Genomic DNA, 19,113 nt, shown 5'->3' with positions numbered 1-19,113 from the left:
AGTTCTTCAGAATTACAACATCAATAGACCCCGACCATCATAAACAGAATCACCATTATCCTCATTTCGGATAGCACGATCCAGTCCCATAATGGTAGCCACTACGCCATCAATTTTTTCGGTTGACTTAGCCTTATCCGGTTTGATATTTCCGGCTGGGTCAGTGCGGATGTAGATGTTGTCCATCATCCAGCGTAAGACTGGGTGACCACCATGAGCGATCTTCTTTTCCAGAGTTAATCGCATTAGTTCTTTCGTTGGTGGGGTCATATCTTTAAATCCCTGACCAAATGGAACTACAGTGAATCCCATCCCTTCGAGATTTTGAACCATTTCAACTGCACCCCAACGGTCAAAGGCGATTTCTTTGATGTGGTATTTTTTACCAAGATCATCAATAAATTGTTCAATGAAGCCATAGTGGACGACATTACCTTCCGTGGTTTGTAGATATCCCTGCTGCTTCCAAATATCGTAGGGGACGTGATCACGGCGAACCCGTAAATCAACGTTATCCTCGGGAATCCAGAAGTAAGGTAGCAGGGTGTAACCTTCTGAATCATCTCTAGGAGGAAACACCAGTACAAAAGCCGTAATATCAGTAGTTGATGACAGGTCAAGACCACCATAGCAATCGCGGCCACGTAATTCATCGGGATCAACAGGAAAGGCACAAGCATCCCATTTGTCCATCGGCATCCATCGAACATCCTGCTTCACCCACTGATTTAACCGTAGTTGTCGGAAGGTATTCTCTTCAGCCGGATTCTCCTTAGCTGAATTATAAGCATCCTTAACCTTCTCTATCTTGACGGTAATACCCAGGGAGGGATTAGCTTTCTTCCAAACTTCAGGACTCGACCAATCTTCATCACGCCCGGCACCGTAAATAACCGGATAAAAACGGGGGTCATGTTTACGGCCCTTCATGATGTCGATTGCTTTTTGATGAACCTGGTAACAGATAGAGTGTTCATCATTACCGGCAGTCGTGATTAAAAAGTAGAGCGGCTGCGTTCGAGCATCGCCGGAACCCTTAGTCATGACGTCGTAGAGTTTACGATTGGGTTGAGTGTGTAATTCATCAAAAATTACTCCTGACACGTTGAAACCGTGCTTGGAATAAGCATCAGCAGATAAGACTTGATAGAAACTATTAGTTGGCTCATAGATCAGCCGTTTTTGGGAAGCGAGGATCTTACAACGCTTTTTTAAGGCTGGGTTCATCCGCACCATATCAGCGGCGACGTCAAAAACAATGGCGGCCTGCTGGCGATCAGCAGCACAACCATAAACTTCTGCACGTTCTTCACCATCAGCGCAGCAAAGCAGTAGAGCAACAGCCGCCGCCAGTTCTGATTTGCCTTGCTTTTTTGGAATTTCGACGTAAGCAGTATTGAATTGACGATACCCATCAGGTTTTAAGATGCCAAAAATGTCGCGAATAATTTTTTCCTGCCAGTCAATGAGGTCAAAAGGCTTACCCGCCCAGGTTCCCTTGGTATGGCATAGGCATTCGATAAATGAAACTGCAAAATCAGCTGCGTCTTTGTTATAAGTAGAGTCCTTGGCCATGAACCTAGTTGGCTTGTAATCTTTTAGTTTTCGCAAGAGGGCATCACATCCTTTCAGTTGTACTAAAAAAGCACTGAGTGTTAACTCAATGCTTGATTGATGATTAATTAAACTTGCCAGTTAATATCAAATTTACGTATCCGGCGCGGTCAGTATTCAAGTAATCGATTAAGTCATGGCAGTTATAGTAGTATGCCAGTCTTTTGACATTTTCCACATCAAACATATTGGCTTCACCAGTGTTGCGGATTTTTAAGACCTGCTGGCGGATTCGGTTACGTTTAGCTAATTCGTCCTTAATTCGATTCATGATTAGTTCCCCTGGTTCTTAAAAGCAGCTGATCCAGTTAAGTTGCGTAACAATACTTTCCGTTGGTCTTTAAACTTGGGACTGATAAATCCTAGGCGTAGCAGGAAACAGCGGAAAGCATATTTTTCATTACTCTCTTCGTGTGGTTCTGACATGATTCGCTGGTGGCTGATGGCATATTGGACCAGCTTGTCGACAAATTGTTGATAAGCCAAAGCATCGTCAAGTTTCACTTCTTTAAACCAATCGAAGGATACCTGTTTTTCATCGACGTTTAAGGGGAGGGCTTCCAGCTGGCAAGCGTCCTTAATTAACTGCCCCTTAGCCCAGATTAGGTGGCGCAGGTTATCAAGAGCCTGATCTGTAAACTTATCTCGCTGGTAGGCTAGGTTCAACTTGATTATTTCAGTAGGGTGGAAGCCTTGCTGTTCAAGATAATCGAGTAAATTGGCCGGGATCTCATCCGGGGATGTTAGGACTCCATCTTTGTTAACAGTGTACTTGCCAATCTGATAAGCGTAGGTAGGTGTGTATTGATATTCGGCCTTTCGATGAGTATAGTCAGCCAGCTTCGTCACCAATTCTTTTCGTTGCTGGCCGTGTACATTAAATTTAATTTCCATCTTCTGTACCTCCTTGTTTGATCACTGTATACATCACTCTAAAGGGTACAGATAGCAAGGAACTTCGACGATTTAAGCCGGCTTTTTTACTTTGCTGTAAAGAATAGTTTTACCATTTCTTTCCACACTAACGTTTTTGCTTGAACCAACCTGTTCAATATAACGTTGCACAATCACATCGCAATATTTAGGATCGAGTTCCATCATGTAACAAATCCGATTAGTTTGCTCGCATGCAATCAGAGTTGAACCGGAACCACCGAATGGATCGAGAACGGTACAGTTGGACATGGTGGAATTCATGATTGGATAGGCTAGTAGTGGGATTGGTTTCATCGTTGGGTGTTCCTTACTCTGCTTTGGGCGATCAAATTCCCAGATGGTGGATTCCTTTCGCCCGGTGTACCATTCGTGTTTGCCATCTTTCTTCCATCCATAGAGTACGGGTTCATGTTGCCACTGATAGGGAGAGCGACCAAGTACTAATGATTGCTTCTTCCAGATACAGCAACCGGATAAATAAAAACCAGCATCTTGGAAAGCACGGCGGAAGTTAAGGCCTTCCGTATCGGCGTGAAATACATAGATGCTGGCATCGTTAGCCATTGCTTGATTCATATTTTGAAAAGCAGCAAGCAGAAACTGGTAGAACTTGTCATCGGCTTGATGATCATTCTTGATCTTGCCAGCTTTGCTAGAGTAATCGACATTGTATGGAGGATCGGTTAATACTAGGTTGACCTTATGATCACCCAGTAATTTCTGGTAGCTTTCTGTTTTAGTAGCGTCACCACATAATAAAGTGTGTTTACCTAAGTGCCATAAGTCACCAGGCTTTGAAAAGGTCGGTTTATCCAATTCGCTATCAACGTCAAAATCATCATCATGCGTATCGTCAGCGGTGCTAAGAAGGTCTGAGATCTCATTCTCGTCAAAGCCGGTTAAGGAAACATCCAAGTCGCTGGCTTGTAAGTCAGTCATTAGCAAGGCCAACTTGTCTTTATCCCAATCACCGCTGATTTTATTGAGGGCAACGTTGAGAGCTTTTTCTTTGTCTTCATTTAAATTAACGACAACACACTCGGCTTCTTTGATCCCTTCATCCTGGAGAATCTTTAACCGTTGGTGGCCACCAACCACGTGACCAGTTTGTTGGTTCCAAATAATTGGATCAACATAGCCAAATTCATGCATCGAGCGTTTTAATTTTTCATAATCAGGATCACCAGGCTTGAGATCCTTCCTTGGATTGTAATCGGCAGAGATTAAATCGGTAATTTTCTTTTTAACAAATTTCATTAGTTCATTCCTTTCCGGCTTCTTAAGAGCCGTTCCATGACATCATCTTGTGGTGTTGATCCTTGATAAGTTGTGGCGTTATTTTCCTTAACCACTTGAAAAATTTGAAACCATAATTGGCTGGACTGTTTCATATAGTCGCGGCTCATGGAAACATATGGTGAAGCAATTGCGTTACCAGTCGTAGGGTGGCGAGCGAGGAAACCAAACTTAGAGATACATTCTTCACACTGAATCCACCGGCTGACGCTAACGGCATATTGTTCAATCAATTGAGTGTTAACTAGTTTTTCACAACCACGCTCGACCAACCATTCCCAGGTTTCTTTGAAAATATCAGCGGCGTCAAATTCTAAACCATTCTTCTGTTTGGCCTTGAGGTATTTCTTGACTGGCGGCATCACGTGACCTTCTAGATTAGCTGGTTCTGGCAAATCGATGACGGTTGCTTCTTGGCCAGCTTCGAGCTTATCGTGAAGTGATTTAGATTTTCTGCCAGCCCCAACCCGAGCGCCACCACGGTTTGTACCATCTTTAGCCAAATCTCTCCCTCCTTCCGGCAGGGGTTAATACCCTGTTTGATTTCAATTTTTTGTACACGAAGGCCCAGGCCCGCTCCCGCGCGAAAAATTTTTAAGGATTTGATGGCCCCCTCCGTAGTTTAGTAATGATATCGACGTGGCTTTTTATGCCAGCGATCATCCATCTGGGCGGTGATGCGGGAGTGGCATGGCTTACATAATGCCATCAGGTTCTTGAACTCGTTGGTGCCGCCGTGTTCCAGAGGCAGAACGTGATGGACCTCGGTGGCTTGGGTATACCTTCCTTGGCTCAGGCACATCTCACAGAAGGGATGGTGGAGCAAGTAGCGTTGACGAATCTTTGGCCAGCCGTGATGATAGCGCGGACGACTACGCTTTGGTCGTTGGTAACGATTATAGTGAGAGCTGACTTGCTTGGCGTGCGCGTCACAATAAGTGTTGTGGGTTAATCGTGGGCAGCCAGGGTAGCGACAGGGTTTCTTAGGTGAGTAAGGCATGACACTCCTCCTTTCTGAGGTTATAAGAAAAGCCCAGCAGTTCTAAGCTGCCAGGCTTCAGTGTTATAAAGCAAATGCCTTATCTTAATTTTCTACACTATCATCATAACATGGATAGGCTAATTGTTTGTTCTGCGTTTTACCTTTCTAATGATAGGATCCATAAAGTAAGAGCGTGAGGTGATCGAGTGCTTTGTTCTTTCGATTGTAAGCAGTGGTTTTCGCAATGAAGTACTTGTCCATCACGATGGTTAGTCCCTCGTTCATTGACTGGTTTGGAGTGCGATAGCAGACATCTAAAACAAAGCGCTCGTCTTCAGATAACTCTTGCCAGGCTGGCTCGAACCACTTGAAGTAAAGTTGGGCTTGTTGGTAGCGTTCATTCAGCTTGGTTGTCTCATCGATGCCATGCAGCAGGCGATGCTCAGTTGGGTTATCTTTTTTACTGCTGCCAGGTACGAAACCGTAGCGTGGCGAACTGACACCAATCATTTGTTCCTTGGCTAGCTTCAGGTCGTCTTGGTAAGAGTCAATGATGAACTTCATACCATCGTAATCTTTCAATGCTGCAACGGTTGCTCGCCGTTTGTCTAAGTAGTTCCACATGATACTCATGCCATAACACTTCCTTTCAGGTTGGCTTTCACTGCGTTAATCAAAGCTAACTGGGTTTTGTCTTTGCGTTTCAGGGCCACCAGAATGTTTTCGTCAATGGTGCCTTCAGTGATGATGTGGTGGATAACTACTGGTTGACGTTGCCCTTGCCGCCAGAGCTGAGCGTTAGTTTGCTGGTAGAGTTCCAGACTCCAAGTTAATCCATACCAGATTAAGGTAGCACCACCAGCCTGCAGGTTAAGACCATGACCAGCAGAAGCGGGGTGGATCAAAGCTAAAGGAATCTTACCGGCATTCCAGTCCTGAATGTCACGGGGTGTTTTGATCTCACGAACCTTGAAACGACTTTTAATCTGGATTAGATCATGTTTGAACCAGTAAGCTACCAAGACAGGTTTACCATTAGCAGCTTCAACCAAATCTTCAAGGGCATCAAGTTTTCGCTGGTGAATTTGAACAATCTGCTGCTGGTCGTCGTAGACACAACCATTTGCCATCTGGCAAAGCTTATTCGATAGACTGGCTGCGTTGAGGGCATCGATTTGTTTACCCTGGGTTGAAACTACTAGCTGGGCATTAAGCTCATCATAGATTGCCTGCTCACTATTACTCATTTTTACCGGAACGGTGTTCATAGTTAACGGTGGCAGACTCAAGTAATCCTTAGACTTCATAGAAATGGTGATATCATCAATGGCGCGGTAGATACTTTGTTCAGCACCGGGCTTAGGTTTGTAGGTAAACACTTGATACATGTTTCGCTTGTCAGGGTCAAAGTAGTTCATTCGGTAAGATGAGATGAAACGGCCGAGTCTTTGGCCCATGTCTAGTACGCGGAACTCTGCCCACAAATCCATCAAGCCATTAGACGACGGTGTGCCTGTTAAGCCAACCACGCGCTTAATCAGTGGTCGCACTCGTTTGAGGGCTTTGAAGCGTTGCGAGCGGTAAGACTTAAAACTGGAGAGTTCATCGATCACCAACATGTCGTAGTCAAAGGAAGTACCAGAGGATTCAATTAGCCATTTTAAGTTTTCCCGATTAATGATATAAATGTCGACATCTTGCTGCAGTGCTTTGATCCTTTGAAACTTAGAACCAGTGACGACTGAATAGTTAAGGCCTTTTAAGTGGTCCCATTTTTCAATTTCTTCTGGCCAGGTTTGTTTAGCCACGCGCAGTGGAGCGACAACTAATACCCGTTGAACTTTCCCCTGCTGAATAAGTTGTTTAATAGCAGTTAGGGTAATGACGCTTTTACCTAGTCCCATATCAAGCAAGATTGCTGTCACAGGATGATCCAGAATAAACTGAGTTGCGTATTGTTGGTATTCATGCGGTTTGTATTGCATCTAGCATTCCTCCAATCTGATCAAACTGATCGCAAACAAAAACCTGGTAACCAAGTTGTTTTAACTGGTTAAGTCTTTGTACTTGCAACGGGCGGGGATGCTTACCAGGAGCCTTCATCTCGACAAAACCCATGTGGCCATCAGGCAGGAGAACTAACCGATCAGGTACTCCGGCTATCGATGGGGAGACGAACTTCAGGCAAAGACCCCCACGTTGGTGAGTAGCTTTGACAAAAGCAGTTTCAATTCGTTTTTCTAACATTTGTAAAATCCTTTCTAAACGTTGATTTGTCAGTGGTTCGTCAGGATTAATGACGGTCGTGACAGTTGATTTACTACTCTTCTCTATACTCTTTTTTCTATTTTTATTCCTATATACAAGTAATGTAAAAGAGTGTCATGACTGTCATTAGGGTTGGTAAACACTGATGTATCAAGCTTTTTGATTTTTAAAGTGTGACAGTCGATGACAGTCAACTGAGGAATTCGTCGGCATCAACTTTTAATCGCAGTCCCTTGATGAAACGACCGTTTTGTTTATGTTGACGTTGAAAGCCAGCATTTTTGAGGGCGGTGTAAAAGTCAGTCGTGCTGCGGATATATTCACCGATGCCTTGGCAGTATTCGCGATACTTTTGGTAGAGATCGCCCGACTTTTGTTCATAACTGGGGTCAAGTTCACAATTCTCATTAAGAAAATGTCCTAGCCAATCATTATCAGCGTGGTAGGCTCGTACCGCTTTGGTTACGGCAACTGGAGTGGTTAACTGGTAATTTTGCTGAATGGTTCGCCGTGCGCCCTCAATGATCCACTGCAAAACTGCCGGCCCAGCCTTTTCGGTTAGGTACTGGGCGTAGTTTTTAATATCATTGCGTTTAGCAATCGTGGCTTTAAAGGGGATTACAATTAACCTCCGCCAGATTCCTTCATCATTCCCACCCACGTGAGGCAGGTAGTTGGTGTACAACACGATGGTGTGGCTGGGCGTAAAGGAGAAGGGCTTCATGTATTTCTTCTCAGCATAGATTTCATCGGTTGAACAGAGTTGCTTGACGATGGAAGTATTCAGTCGTTTACCTTCTTCAAGTTCGGCAGAGATAATTAATCGCTTACCCTTGACTTCGGCCATCTCTGGTTTGACGTTTCGCCGGACACCAGTTGTTAAGGCATCAGCCGAGAGGTGACCGGTATAGGTACCGAGTACATTAGCGATGGTGTTCCAGAAGGTTGATTTACCATTCCTCCCGCTGCCGTAAGCAATAATCAGAGCTTCCAGGTAAACCTGACCAATCGCCACCAGACCCACAATTTCTTGGACGTAATTAATCAACGCTTGGTCACCACAGAAGAAAGTAGTGAGTGCTTCTTGCCAGAGTGAAGCTCCTTGACTACCAGGAACACAGGATGTGGATTTAGTGATTAATTCATCAGCTTGAATTTCTTGCTGACCATGCATCCCTTTCCTTAAATTGAAAGGACCGGTCGGGGTATTCAGCAGAAATGGATCAGCATCAAAATTATTAATCTCTTTGACGAGCTTTGGTCGAGAATTAGTTAAGATCCCGTTAATACCACGGGTGCTGCGTTCCTTGAGAATGAATGCTTCGTAAGCTTTAGCATTTTCGTAATCCTTGAATACGGCTAGTTGTTCATCGTTAAAAGTACGATTAGCTTTAGTTTTGCCCATGGTTTGCAAGGCGGATGCCACACCATTTTGCTGAATCTTCTTATAACTATTAGTGACACGAAGCTGAGCATCAGCTAATTGTTTATCGGTAAAGCGCTGGACTTCACCGAGAGCTAAAGGTTCCGATTCCTGCCAAACCTTCCCATCGAACCACATAAAACCTGATTGGTTGGTATAGCAAACCCGCTCTTTGCAGTTGTTGACAAAGACATAAGATTCACCAGTATCCGAGTAATCATCCGGTTGTAGATCGTCATTGGGCTGATTGTATTCTTCAGGCGGAATATAACCTTTTTGATTAGCCATGCGTTGACCAAATTTGGTGGCACTATGCCAGATGTTTTTTAATTCCTGCTTGCTTAGTGGTGGATCACATTTAGCAGCTTCTTCCTGAAATGCCTGACGAGCTTCAGCAGTATTGCCAAGACGCATAATGATGCGACCGGCAAAATGCGAAAGGGTAGCATTACGTTTGCCTTCATGGATTGATCCGATGTTTTGCTGAGCAAAGTAACGTTGAACCATCATAAATTTGTCTACGGTTTGTGATCCTTCATGCCAGATGGCTTTAGTACTAGGCACACCAAAGACAAAACGGGCCGCATCAAGCGCATTGTCATCAAAGTAGGGAAAATATTCTTGAATTTCGTGCTTTAGTTCAGTATAGGTTTTAGCATCCGTAATCTCAGTAATCGGAAAGTAGACATGAAACTTAGGTCGGGGTGCTTTATGGTGCTTGGCTTTCATGTTGTTGCGTGACAAGGTAATGGCGTAGGAAACATCATCGAAATAGTTAGCAATGTTTGCGGGTTTGATCCAAGTAGTCGGATCGTCAGAATGATCATTATCGCAGTCCATGATTAGGCAGTCAGCTTTGATGAAGTTGGCAATGGTGCGTTGGTTATTTTTAAATTGACCACAGACATGGTCATAGTGGACAGCCTGTTCTAATTCCTGTGCATTAGTGATAGCTTGTTGATGAGGATAGATCGTATTGCTAGCCAGACCGAAATTAGCTGCCGTCGATAAAGTAAAATGCATCTTTAGTTAGCCTCCATTTCGTTATTAAAGTAGCGGATATTTTTATTTTTACGTTTGGCTAAGCGGATGAAGTAGCGCATATCATGTGTTGGCTTACCAAATGACCAGGCTTCGGCGCATTTAGTTAGTAGCACAATGTTAATAAAGGCGGCTACTTGAAATTCGCGTGAATGGTGCATGTTAATAAATTGAGGTAGGTAAAGCTGTGGACAAACGGGGATGCCACCATGTTGATAGATAAAACGGCAGTAAGAGCGCACTGTCATGGTACTTTTAGCATCGCTCTTTACTACTTCTGTAAACGGCGCAATGACAAAGATCATTGGTCGGTAGTGTGGATTCAGTTTATCTTGGCGCAGCTTGGTAATTGCTATGGTTGCTTCTGACATAGATTCAGATCCTTTCATTAAATTAGAGAACTAAAAAAGCCCTCACCAATAAGCCAGATGAGGGCAGAAAGTAAACCATTAAAATTAATCTTTTTTGTAAAAGTCGCTAACAAAACCAGCAGCGTTGAGGATTAAGCCATTGGCCCAGTCTGGAACTTCGGTCATGAGCTGAACCATGGTGTCAAGTGACCAATTGGAAGGGGCGTCAATTACGGCTTCATCGTGAATATGCATTACCACCGTATTCTCAGTAGCTTCTAACCGCCGAATTGCTTCAGCTAGCAGGTCACGACTAGTTGCTTGGACAATGTTTTCTACCAGCTTGGCCCCATAGGTTTCAATTCGATCCCATTTTTTCACGGTGTTGATTCCCATGAAGGTAATCGATTCAGAACCAAAGCGATTGGTGCCGATCTTTGGTTTGGGGTAGCAAAGATAACGTCCCGATCGTAAACGAAGAAACATGCAACCACTGCGATAAATAAATTTCATTCCGTGGGTAGTTTGCGGGAGGTGCGTTTTAATGCATTCTTTAGCTGCTTTATCAACGTCCCACCAAAACTGCACAATGTGAGGACTAGCATTACGCCACATTTGAACCAGTGGCGGTAATTCATCATCAGTTAAGCCAAGCTTAGTGGCACCCATGGCTTTGAGGGCACCAATGGAACCGCCATAGCCCAGGGCGAGTTCGGCAATTTTACCCTTTTGACGGAGTTCACCATTGATGCCATGTTTGACGACCGGGACACCAAACATCTGACTCGCGGATGCACAATAGATATCTTCATTCTTGGCAAAGGATTCTTGTCGCCATTTTTCATTAGATAGCCAAGCAATCACCCGTGCTTCAACCGCTGAGAAGTCAGCCACGTAGAAATGATGATTTTTGCTAGGGATAAAAGCAGTGCGAATCAATTGTGATAAGACGTCTGGCACTGAATCATAAAGCATTGCAAGTGCTGGTACGTTGCCTTGCTTAACTAATTCGCGAGCTTCTTCGAGGTCTGGCATTGAATTACGGGGAAGATTTTGTACTTGTACAAGGCGACCAGCCCACCGACCTGTCCGGTTAGCACCATAAAATTGTAAAAGACCATGGACACGACCATCTTGGCACATAGCTTTCTGCATAGCCTGATACTTTTTGACACTTGATTTAGATAACAACTGGCGGAGAGCTAATACTTGATGGACCGTGCCGGTAGTGGTTTGTAATAGCTGTGCCACTGATGCTTTGGATAGTGAATTAGTTTTAATACCTTGCTGCTGGAGCCAGTCTTTTAGCTGTAATGGAGAGTTAGGATTTGCTAGACCTGTTAATTCTTTAGCAGTTTGTAAGTACTGGTCATGGAAGACGTTTTGACATTTGATCGCATTGTTAACCAGTTGTTGGTCAATCCGGATACCGCGATCGTTAATGTCTTGATCCATCCAGTAGTTTTCCCATTCATTCTGTGGGACGGGGAAGCATTCGAGCTTCTGGGTGATTTCCATTTCAACCTCGACGTCACGCTGATTGTATTGCTTAAACTGTTGCCATTTATCAGGAGCATGGTAGGGGAAGTTACGAGTGCGATTTTGATTGGCCTTCGTAGGTTTGCAAGGTGTACAGAAGTAGCGCACAAGCTCTTTACCAGCAGTGATCTTTTGCCGTGGTAACCCTAACACGCTTCCAATATCTCGTAGTGATAATGGCAAGCCGAGAGTGGCAGACCAAACGCGAGAACAATGCCAACCAGTTGGCTTTAAGCGGTGACCAACAAAGCGTGACAGACAGACCCGTTCAAATTGAGCATTAAAAGCACTCTTAATAATGTTGGGATTATCTAGGGCTTGGATAATCTGTGATGGAATCTTTTCGCCTTGGGTTAAATCAACGACTTTAACTGGTCCAAAGTCGACAGCATAGCCGAATAGCAAGAGTTCAAAGTCATCACTATCGGCATAACGGTAAACCCCGGTATGATTTAGGTTGGTGCTGGAATAAGTTTCAATATCAATCGAAAGCCGTTTCATTAGAAATCCTTTCTACAAAAAATGGGTAGTCAAAGTCGACTGCCCATCTTTTGGTTTAAGCTAAGAAATCATCGTCATTACTATCATCAATTGCTGTAAAGTCATCACTGGCACTAGCATGTCCACCCAGTGGTTCACCATCACGGATCTTTTGGATGTTACCCAGGCCACAGGCGATTCCACGGTTACCGTTGGTGTTAAAGGCATAGAAGTTAATTGAAACCCGAGCGTAGCAGCCACTGTAAACTTCATTGCGATCAAGGATTGGTTGAACATGCTTGTCCACAATTTGTGGAGCAGTAATTGAATTAGCGTTGATAAAATAGCTATCTTGGTAGGCTGCATCATCACGTTCAACGTCACCATCACGAAGTGGAAGCTTCAGAGCGGCCTTGTTAGGCTTCTTACCACCAAACTTTCCAATGCCTTCTTGAATGGCAGCATCGATGGCCTTCTCAATTGCGGAGACTGTCTTCTGATCTGACTTGGGGATAATCAGACTGACTGAGTATTTTTCTTTACCGCCATTAATAGACTTGGGTTCCCAGATGTTGGCGTAAGAAAGACGAGTGTTAATACCAGTAACGACCTTAGTTTGTTGTGACATGTTATGGTTCCTCCTTAAATTCATCCTTTGGGTTTGATTTTCCAATACTCTGCCGCCAATCGGAATTCGGCACTAGAGTCGGCTTGCCCGCCGGTTTAATAATCTCTTGACTGAACAGTTCGGTGAATTTCTTTTTGCCGAGCTGTTTTTCTAACTTAGTAATTGGCAATAACTTTTGTTGGTAGATGTTATGAATGTCATTAGTTTCAGCAATCTTGGCGACTGCTTTCTCATCTTTATAACGACGGATGGAACGGCCTTCAACAATTTTGTAGCCCGGCCACCGCTTACCATGATTAATTGCCAAGTCAGCAGCGTAATCTTTAACTTCGTGTGCCCACCGATTTAAATCATCAATATGTTCCAGAACTTCAGCTACTTCGCTGTCTGTTAGTAAACTCGGTGAACGGAGCTGAAACCGGGTGAGCTTGTGATGATAATTGTAGCGAGCACGCAGTACCGCATTGCAGGCTGAAAACTGACACCAGGGACCATATCGGACCGTTCCCTGACCAGCGAAGGCCAGTTCAGCTTTTTCTTTCAGTTCGGTGTTGGCCCAGTGCATCAGTTCTTTGGCATTGATGGTCCAAGTACTGATGTTGGCCATGCGGGGTTGAAAGATCGTTGCTTCGACTTCATCAATGTTGTAAAGACTGCCGAACATCTCGAGGGCTCCGATTGCGTAAAGTTTCATCTGCGGATTGTTTTTAGCTTCCACACGGACACCTTTGCCGTATTTGAAGTCGATGATATGGAGCAGGTGATCAGAAACAATCACACAATCGCCAGTACCGAAGCCCTGTGGGACATATTTAGAGAAGTCCAGCTTCTGTTCCACGCTAATGTTGGCATCAGCCGCATATTGTTTAGCCTGGGTGTATTGCTCTATGACATAACTGGCATAGTCATCAGTTAAACTTTCCATCTCATCGGATTGATAATCCGAGGTGGGACGCTTGAACTGATCGCCGAGCAGCCGATGGATCTTGTATTCACCTAAAGCGTGAGCAGCAGTTCCCTCAGCGGCGGCTTCTGATGTGGAGTGCGGGAAGTATTGCTCTAGACGTGGTAATGGCGGAGCACTTAGCCACCGATTGGCACTGGAAGCCGATAATAAAGCATGGTGGGTTGGTGAGCTCATTGGCCGATCCCCTCCGCACTGTAATACAGATTCTCGTAATCTTTAGGATCAACATCCGACAGCTTTTCGGCACCGAACTTGTGAAGAAGCTCCTTGACCTGTTCTGTATAACCTTCTTGGCACTTCTTAGCCAGCAGTTGACGGATCGTGATCTTATCTTGAACTGGATTGCGTTTCGGCTGTTCATTAACATCTTGATTATTGTTACTGCCGAATAACTGTTGACGAACGGTCTGAATGGTTTTAAGACCTTCCACCGCTTCTTCAGCCATGCGATGATAGAATTCTTCGCGCTCCTTCAGTTGCAGGTTCAAATCATTCATTGCACTCATGGGAAACCTCCTTTACCTCATTAATCTGTAGCTGTTGAACATCTTTGCCGGGCGCAATCACCATCAAGTGATGTGGCTTGCCAAGCAGTAGACGGAGCAATCGTTCCCGGATAGTGATGTTGCGCATACTGACAATACCTTCTTGGTGAGGGTGCTTAGTGACCTTGATTGATACCTTATTTGCCATCATCTGGTCTCCTTTCGTTAGGTTTCGTGAGTTACTCCTCACACCTATTTGCCAGAAACAGCAAAAAAGTGAACCTACTGTGGTCCACTTTTTTCTAATTAATTTTCAATTCCGTAAAACTGGCGCAGCTTTTTAATTGCGGCTTTAACGTGACGACCGGCCATAACCTTGCTGATGCCCATCTCTTTAGCAATTTGATTTTTCTTCATGCCGTGGCAGTAATACTGTATGACAGCGTATTTTTGTTTGCTCGTCAAGGTGGCTAAAGCAGTCGGTAATTGTTCAGCTAACATTTGTCGACTTTGACAGTCCTCTTTTTCAATGATTTTGTCGAGTAGGCTGTCCTTGCCGAAAATTGAGGTAACTTCAATAGAGTTCCGATCCGCCAGGGTGTCCATCATATTCATATCTGGATCGGATAACCCTTGCTTGAAAAACTTATCTTGATGACGTTCGTTGCGATGATCGGAGTTGTACTGCTGATGATCAAAGTCGAAAATGATGTTGCCCTGAGCATTTGTAACTTCAATAGTTTGGTTATCCATATGCTTAACACGGACAATTAACTTGCCGTTTTGTTCACCGACTAATTCGTACTCGCTATTATTAAACTTCATAAAAATTCCTCCTCTTGGGATCACCCAAGCGAAGGAATCGAAGGCACACTAAAAGCCACTAACAAGGCAATAAGAAACAGACCTAAACGATTAATCGCTTGGGTACTGCAACTTGCCTTACTAGTGGCTTGTTACAGAATGTTATGCAATTAGGTGCATGCTAGTAAAAGTTGTTGATCGGGCAACACATGCTACTGATTACAAAGATATCTACAGAGATTTGAAAACTTGATATAATTAAAATGTGAATATATACAAAATCAAAATTTTTGTAAACATCTTTAAGCAATCAAAGTAAAGAGATTATATTTCTTTACATCTTTTAACCTGTCATTACTTCAGTCGATGTCAATAGATATATCGCCTTACTTCAGTTACTTTGGTTTCTTGAGTTACTTTTGAGTAGATTGAAGGTGGTCCAAAGTGAAAGACACAGGCAAACATGATCAAATGTATTTATGCGGGTGTGTTCTATTTTTCTTACTTTTACAGAGCGTGAAGCCAAATGGTAATGCAAGATCACATATATCAGGTAATCATGATGAACACTCTGATCTAATTGTCATGAACGAATTGATACGTACATTTACAGGTGATGATTACTCCATTTCTGCTAAAGATACCTCGCAATATAAAGACGGAAAAACAGAAGGAACAAAAAATATACCGTTCAATGATTGCGTAAAAATATCTGTTTATCAGAAACTTATAAATAATAATTACTTGCTGGCCCTGGATAGAATGAAAGTTTTCATTGATAAACACTTTGATCGCCAAACAAGTGAGTGGTTTGTAGGAGCTGTATTGGAGATTATACAGAAAGATGATTCTATTAGTGACAGCCAGAAGTTTTATACAATGGCTAACGGTAAAGCCATAACTAAAGGGCAACTTTTGAAGAATAAAAGTTTTGAATTGGAGCCTTTTCTTGTAGGCATCCTGTTTTTCGTATTATCTGAAAGACGAGGGGAAAATAAAAAAGGGGTAGCAACTTTAAATATCTTAGGTAAAAAAGAAAATCGGAAGCCGAGAGTGTTTAGCAGTGATATTGGACAGATGACGGCCAAAAAAATTACAGTGTCTGGCTGGGTAAAAGATTGGTCATCGGATAGTGCCCAAAATAAAAAAACCTCCTCAGACGAATCTGAGAAGGTCGATATTATTGAACCTCAAAAACATGATGAACGTTCAAGGGCGAATCAAACAGTCATTAATCATCAGACAAACGTTGTGCAGAATGGTGATCATAACATTAACTTGACGAACAATGGAACGATAAATATGAATTTGTAAAGGGAGATTTTAATGGGTAACTATCTAATGGAATCCGGCAAAGAAATTGCCAAAAATGTCACGCAGAATGGTAACAAAAGTACATACATAGATAATCATGGAACGGTGAATATTTATAATTCTGCTCAAAAAGGGCAACCATTGCACGGTTCCACGGCTGATATGATTGCTTTGCGGTCATTTAGTCGTCAATATTACCAACTGATAGTGGCCGATAATTCAGATGTATTTGAACAGAATTACGTAATTATTCCCACAAACCGGGCATTAACTCAAAATATGGTACCACCTGAAATACTGCACAGGTGTTCCTCTTTATCAAAAAAGGGAATAGCAGAATTAAAAACTTTCCCAGCTTTGATTTGTCGAAAAAACACAGGATATCACTGTGAAACCAATAGTACTAGCTATGATCAAATGTTCGCATTAGGATACATTCACGATGTGTTTGTCAGGAATACTTTTATAAGATTAGATTTTAGAACCTTGTGTATAGTTTCTAAACAGGCCATTTGTAAGCCAGACATCGCACACTCGCTGGGGATTAACGTTGGCTGTGATTTAACCGATCTAAATATTTGCGGCTGGTCTGTCCGCTCCAAAAATGTTTTTCAGGTTTTAAAGCGTCTAAAAATAGATATTACAAAAGGAGGATGGAAATGATTAATTCTAGGAAAATGCCATCGAAGATAACAGAGGTATTAGTAAATCAAGCCACATTCAAAAACAATCCAGCAAAAATTACCCCCACGTATATCAACTATTTCTTCGGTAGCAACGGCACCGGTAAGTCAACTGTTGCTAAAACAATACGGTCAGGCAAAGGAGTAACGTTTGCTACAGGAACGACTACTGAAGATAAAAAAATTATGCTTTATGATCAAGATTATATTGAGCGGAATGTCCGAAGTAATGAGAACTTACCAGGTGTTTATACGATTAATTCAACCAACGCTGAGATTCAGGAAAATATTAATGAGCTGAAGAAGAAAAAAGAAACGTTGGATGAAAAAAGGACCAATGCTATAGAAGATCGCGATCGTCATGAGCAAAAATTAGAACAGCTGAATAATCAATTTTATAGCAATTGCTGGGATAAGACGGAAGCCATTCGTAAAACGTTTGCAAAAACTCAGAAAGGTTTTAAGGCATCTAAGAAAAAATTTGTTGATAAATTATTAGAAACAGCACCGCTTTCTCAAGATACTCAAAAATTAAAAGATTTGTATGATACTGCCTATGCGGAGGATGCAAAACAGTATCCGAAGTTTAACGAATCAATTGATCCATCAATTCTGGATAAGGTGCAGGATAATGAGATTCTTTCTATTGCCATTGTCAATTCAGCTGACACCCAGTTGGCCTCATTTTTCAAACAGATTGGGGCTACTGAGTGGGTACAACAAGGACATTCTGAATTCCAAAAGAAAACCAATGGCAGGTGTCCCTATTGTTCTAGAGAGCTAGAACTTTCTTTTGAACAAGAATTTCAGCGAAGTTTTGATGATCAGTATGAACATAATCGTCAAAGATTAAGGCTGTTTCTTGAAAATTACCGGAAAACAGCTAATAATTTATTTTCGTCTATCCGTAAAATTCCTGAACCATTATATCCAACAATTGAGCGTCAGAATTACAATGATAAACTGAATGCTATAAAAGGTGTAATTACAGGTAATATTGAAAAGATTCGTTCCAAAATAGAAGAGCCTTCAAAGATAGTTGAACTTAACGGTTTAAAAGCAATGCTGACTGATCTGCAAGGTATGATTACCGGGTTTAATAGCCTTATTGATGAGAACAATACAATCGTTGCGTCTAAGTCCGTAAAGAAGCAAGAATGTAAAGAAGCTGTTTTTGCTTTGATGGCTTTTGACATGAAGGAACTAATTGCCAATTATCAGCAAGCTAAAGAACAGATAGATGATGAAATAAAAGCACAGGAAACAAAAATCAAAGAGTCATATACGAGTTTAACTTCTATAAATGAACAGATCGTTGAATTAAATCAGCAGACAGTAGAAACTGAAACTGCCATGAATAACATTAATACTATGCTGCAAGATTCAGGATTTCAGGGATTCAAACTTCGCCCTGCAAAAGCCCTTTCAGATGATAAAAAAACACCAACTATCAATTATGAGGTTGTACGTACCGAAACCGGTACAGTAGCCAAGAACCTTAGTGAAGGAGAAAGAAACTTTATTGCCTTCATGTATTTTCTTCAGCAAGTTTATGGAAGTGACAATAAGAATGGAAATTTGAAAGACAAGATAGTCATTATTGATGATCCGGTTTCCAGCATGGATAGTAGCACACTATTTATCGTCAGTGCTGAAATTAGGAAGTTAGTATCAATTTGTAGAAATAATGCTGACAATAGACGCAATTTGACTGACGACAATTTTATTAAGCAGATTTTCATCTTTACGCATAATGCCTTCTTCCAGCGTGAAGTTTCCTATGAATACGAAAATGAATATAACTACGTTTCTTTCTATCTGATCAGCAAAAAGAATAATCAGTCGGATGTTAAACTTTGCGAGAAACAAAATCCCAACTGTCCAACCCACATGATGAATGTTAATCCAGTTAAAAATTCTTATGCTACTTTGTGGGAAGAATACCAGCAGGCGTCTGGTGCAGTATTAATTAATGTCATGCGCAGGATTCTGGAATATTATTTTTTGCAAATATGTGGGCACAGCAGGGCAAGCCTACGTAAGCAAATTTTGGAAGATAATAGAGATAAATTCATTCAAGATGGATTTCAAAATTATAATCTGGCGTCAGCAATTCTTTCCTATATTACCGATGAATCGATGGGAATAACTGATGATGTGTTATTTGTAGAGACAGATGTAAATGACGATCAATGTCGAAAAACGTTTGAACTGATATTTCAGTGTATGGGTCAGGAACAACATTTCAATATGATGATGAATAAATAACTTATTTATCAGTCACGAAAAAATTAGCATTTGCT

Annotated in this window: 20 protein-coding genes; 3 read left to right on the top strand and 17 right to left on the bottom strand. The window is 42.3% G+C overall.

Features of this window, described 5'->3' with window-relative positions; genetic code table 11:
* Positions 1–12: 12 nt before the first annotated feature.
* The 17 genes from MR181_RS01885 to MR181_RS01805 form a co-directional block, all read right to left on the bottom strand.
* Positions 13–1,611 carry a terminase large subunit gene (locus tag MR181_RS01885; protein ID WP_242334238.1) on the bottom strand — a complete coding sequence of 533 codons (1,599 nt, stop codon included), beginning with the start codon at positions 1,609–1,611 and terminating at the stop codon, positions 13–15.
* Between the two features lie 67 nt (positions 1,612–1,678).
* Positions 1,679–1,885, bottom strand: a complete 207-nt coding sequence (locus tag MR181_RS01880; protein WP_007124177.1) for a DUF5049 domain-containing protein — start codon at positions 1,883–1,885, stop codon at positions 1,679–1,681.
* A gap of 2 nt (positions 1,886–1,887) precedes the next feature.
* The gene (locus MR181_RS01875; protein WP_242334235.1) at positions 1,888–2,508 is read right to left on the bottom strand and encodes a hypothetical protein; all 621 of its coding nucleotides are present in this window, start codon (positions 2,506–2,508) and stop codon (positions 1,888–1,890) included.
* 72 nt (positions 2,509–2,580) lie between these two features.
* Positions 2,581–3,807: a site-specific DNA-methyltransferase gene (locus tag MR181_RS01870; protein WP_242334232.1), complete on the bottom strand. Its 1,227-nt coding sequence runs from the start codon at positions 3,805–3,807 to the stop codon at positions 2,581–2,583.
* Entirely contained in the window at positions 3,807–4,349 is a 543-nt protein-coding gene (locus tag MR181_RS01865) for a P27 family phage terminase small subunit (protein ID WP_003671981.1), read from the bottom strand. The genes MR181_RS01870 and MR181_RS01865 overlap by 1 nt, the downstream gene beginning before the upstream one ends.
* A 119-nt stretch (positions 4,350–4,468) precedes the next feature.
* Entirely contained in the window at positions 4,469–4,648 is a 180-nt protein-coding gene (locus tag MR181_RS08905; RefSeq protein ID WP_003716700.1) for an HNH endonuclease, read from the bottom strand.
* Positions 4,649–4,993: 345 nt separating this feature from the next.
* Positions 4,994–5,461, bottom strand: a complete 468-nt coding sequence (locus MR181_RS01855) for a restriction endonuclease (RefSeq protein ID WP_242334229.1) — start codon at positions 5,459–5,461, stop codon at positions 4,994–4,996.
* The gene (locus MR181_RS01850) at positions 5,458–6,813 is read right to left on the bottom strand and encodes a DEAD/DEAH box helicase (RefSeq protein ID WP_242334226.1); all 1,356 of its coding nucleotides are present in this window, start codon (positions 6,811–6,813) and stop codon (positions 5,458–5,460) included. Before MR181_RS01850 ends, MR181_RS01855 begins: the two co-directional genes overlap by 4 nt.
* Positions 6,794–7,075: a VRR-NUC domain-containing protein gene (locus tag MR181_RS01845; RefSeq protein ID WP_242334223.1), complete on the bottom strand. Its 282-nt coding sequence runs from the start codon at positions 7,073–7,075 to the stop codon at positions 6,794–6,796. Before MR181_RS01845 ends, MR181_RS01850 begins: the two co-directional genes overlap by 20 nt.
* A 211-nt stretch (positions 7,076–7,286) precedes the next feature.
* Positions 7,287–9,542, bottom strand: a complete 2,256-nt coding sequence (locus MR181_RS01840; protein ID WP_242334220.1) for a phage/plasmid primase, P4 family — start codon at positions 9,540–9,542, stop codon at positions 7,287–7,289.
* Positions 9,543–9,544: 2 nt separating this feature from the next.
* The gene (locus tag MR181_RS01835; protein ID WP_229048342.1) at positions 9,545–9,931 is read right to left on the bottom strand and encodes a DUF7768 domain-containing protein; all 387 of its coding nucleotides are present in this window, start codon (positions 9,929–9,931) and stop codon (positions 9,545–9,547) included.
* An 84-nt stretch (positions 9,932–10,015) separates the two neighbouring features.
* Positions 10,016–11,950: a DNA polymerase gene (locus MR181_RS01830; protein WP_242334217.1), complete on the bottom strand. Its 1,935-nt coding sequence runs from the start codon at positions 11,948–11,950 to the stop codon at positions 10,016–10,018.
* A 55-nt stretch (positions 11,951–12,005) separates the two neighbouring features.
* Positions 12,006–12,557, bottom strand: coding sequence for a DUF2815 family protein (locus MR181_RS01825; RefSeq protein WP_346816012.1), 552 nt, complete (start codon positions 12,555–12,557; stop codon positions 12,006–12,008).
* 1 nt (position 12,558) lies between these two features.
* Complete coding sequence (locus MR181_RS01820; protein WP_242334214.1) at positions 12,559–13,698, bottom strand: DUF2800 domain-containing protein; 1,140 nt, start codon at positions 13,696–13,698, stop codon at positions 12,559–12,561.
* A complete protein-coding gene (locus MR181_RS01815) occupies positions 13,695–14,030 on the bottom strand; it encodes a hypothetical protein (RefSeq protein ID WP_098034985.1) in 336 nt (111 codons plus the stop codon). The genes MR181_RS01820 and MR181_RS01815 overlap by 4 nt, the downstream gene beginning before the upstream one ends.
* A complete protein-coding gene (locus MR181_RS01810; protein ID WP_098034986.1) occupies positions 14,014–14,217 on the bottom strand; it encodes a hypothetical protein in 204 nt (67 codons plus the stop codon). The genes MR181_RS01815 and MR181_RS01810 overlap by 17 nt, the downstream gene beginning before the upstream one ends.
* A 98-nt stretch (positions 14,218–14,315) precedes the next feature.
* Entirely contained in the window at positions 14,316–14,834 is a 519-nt protein-coding gene (locus tag MR181_RS01805) for a sigma-70 family RNA polymerase sigma factor (protein WP_098034987.1), read from the bottom strand.
* Between the two features lie 423 nt (positions 14,835–15,257).
* Here MR181_RS01805 and MR181_RS01800 point away from each other — a divergent pair, with 423 nt between their 5' ends.
* The 3 genes from MR181_RS01800 to MR181_RS01790 are packed head-to-tail and all read left to right on the top strand — an operon-like array spanning position 15,258 to position 19,078.
* Positions 15,258–16,127, top strand: coding sequence for a hypothetical protein (locus tag MR181_RS01800; RefSeq protein ID WP_242334211.1), 870 nt, complete (start codon positions 15,258–15,260; stop codon positions 16,125–16,127).
* Between the two features lie 12 nt (positions 16,128–16,139).
* Positions 16,140–16,790 (top strand): hypothetical protein, encoded by a 651-nt coding sequence (locus tag MR181_RS01795; RefSeq protein ID WP_242334208.1) that lies wholly within the window; start codon positions 16,140–16,142, stop codon positions 16,788–16,790.
* Positions 16,781–19,078, top strand: a complete 2,298-nt coding sequence (locus MR181_RS01790) for an AAA family ATPase (RefSeq protein WP_242334205.1) — start codon at positions 16,781–16,783, stop codon at positions 19,076–19,078. The genes MR181_RS01795 and MR181_RS01790 overlap by 10 nt, the downstream gene beginning before the upstream one ends.
* Positions 19,079–19,113: the final 35 nt, after the last annotated feature.

Source organism: Limosilactobacillus urinaemulieris (assembly GCF_932750685.1).
GTDB classification, from domain to species: Bacteria; Bacillota; Bacilli; order Lactobacillales; family Lactobacillaceae; genus Limosilactobacillus; species Limosilactobacillus urinaemulieris.
The sequence above is the reverse complement of the archived record's forward strand: the minus strand, read 5'-3'. Positions and strand labels throughout refer to the sequence as shown.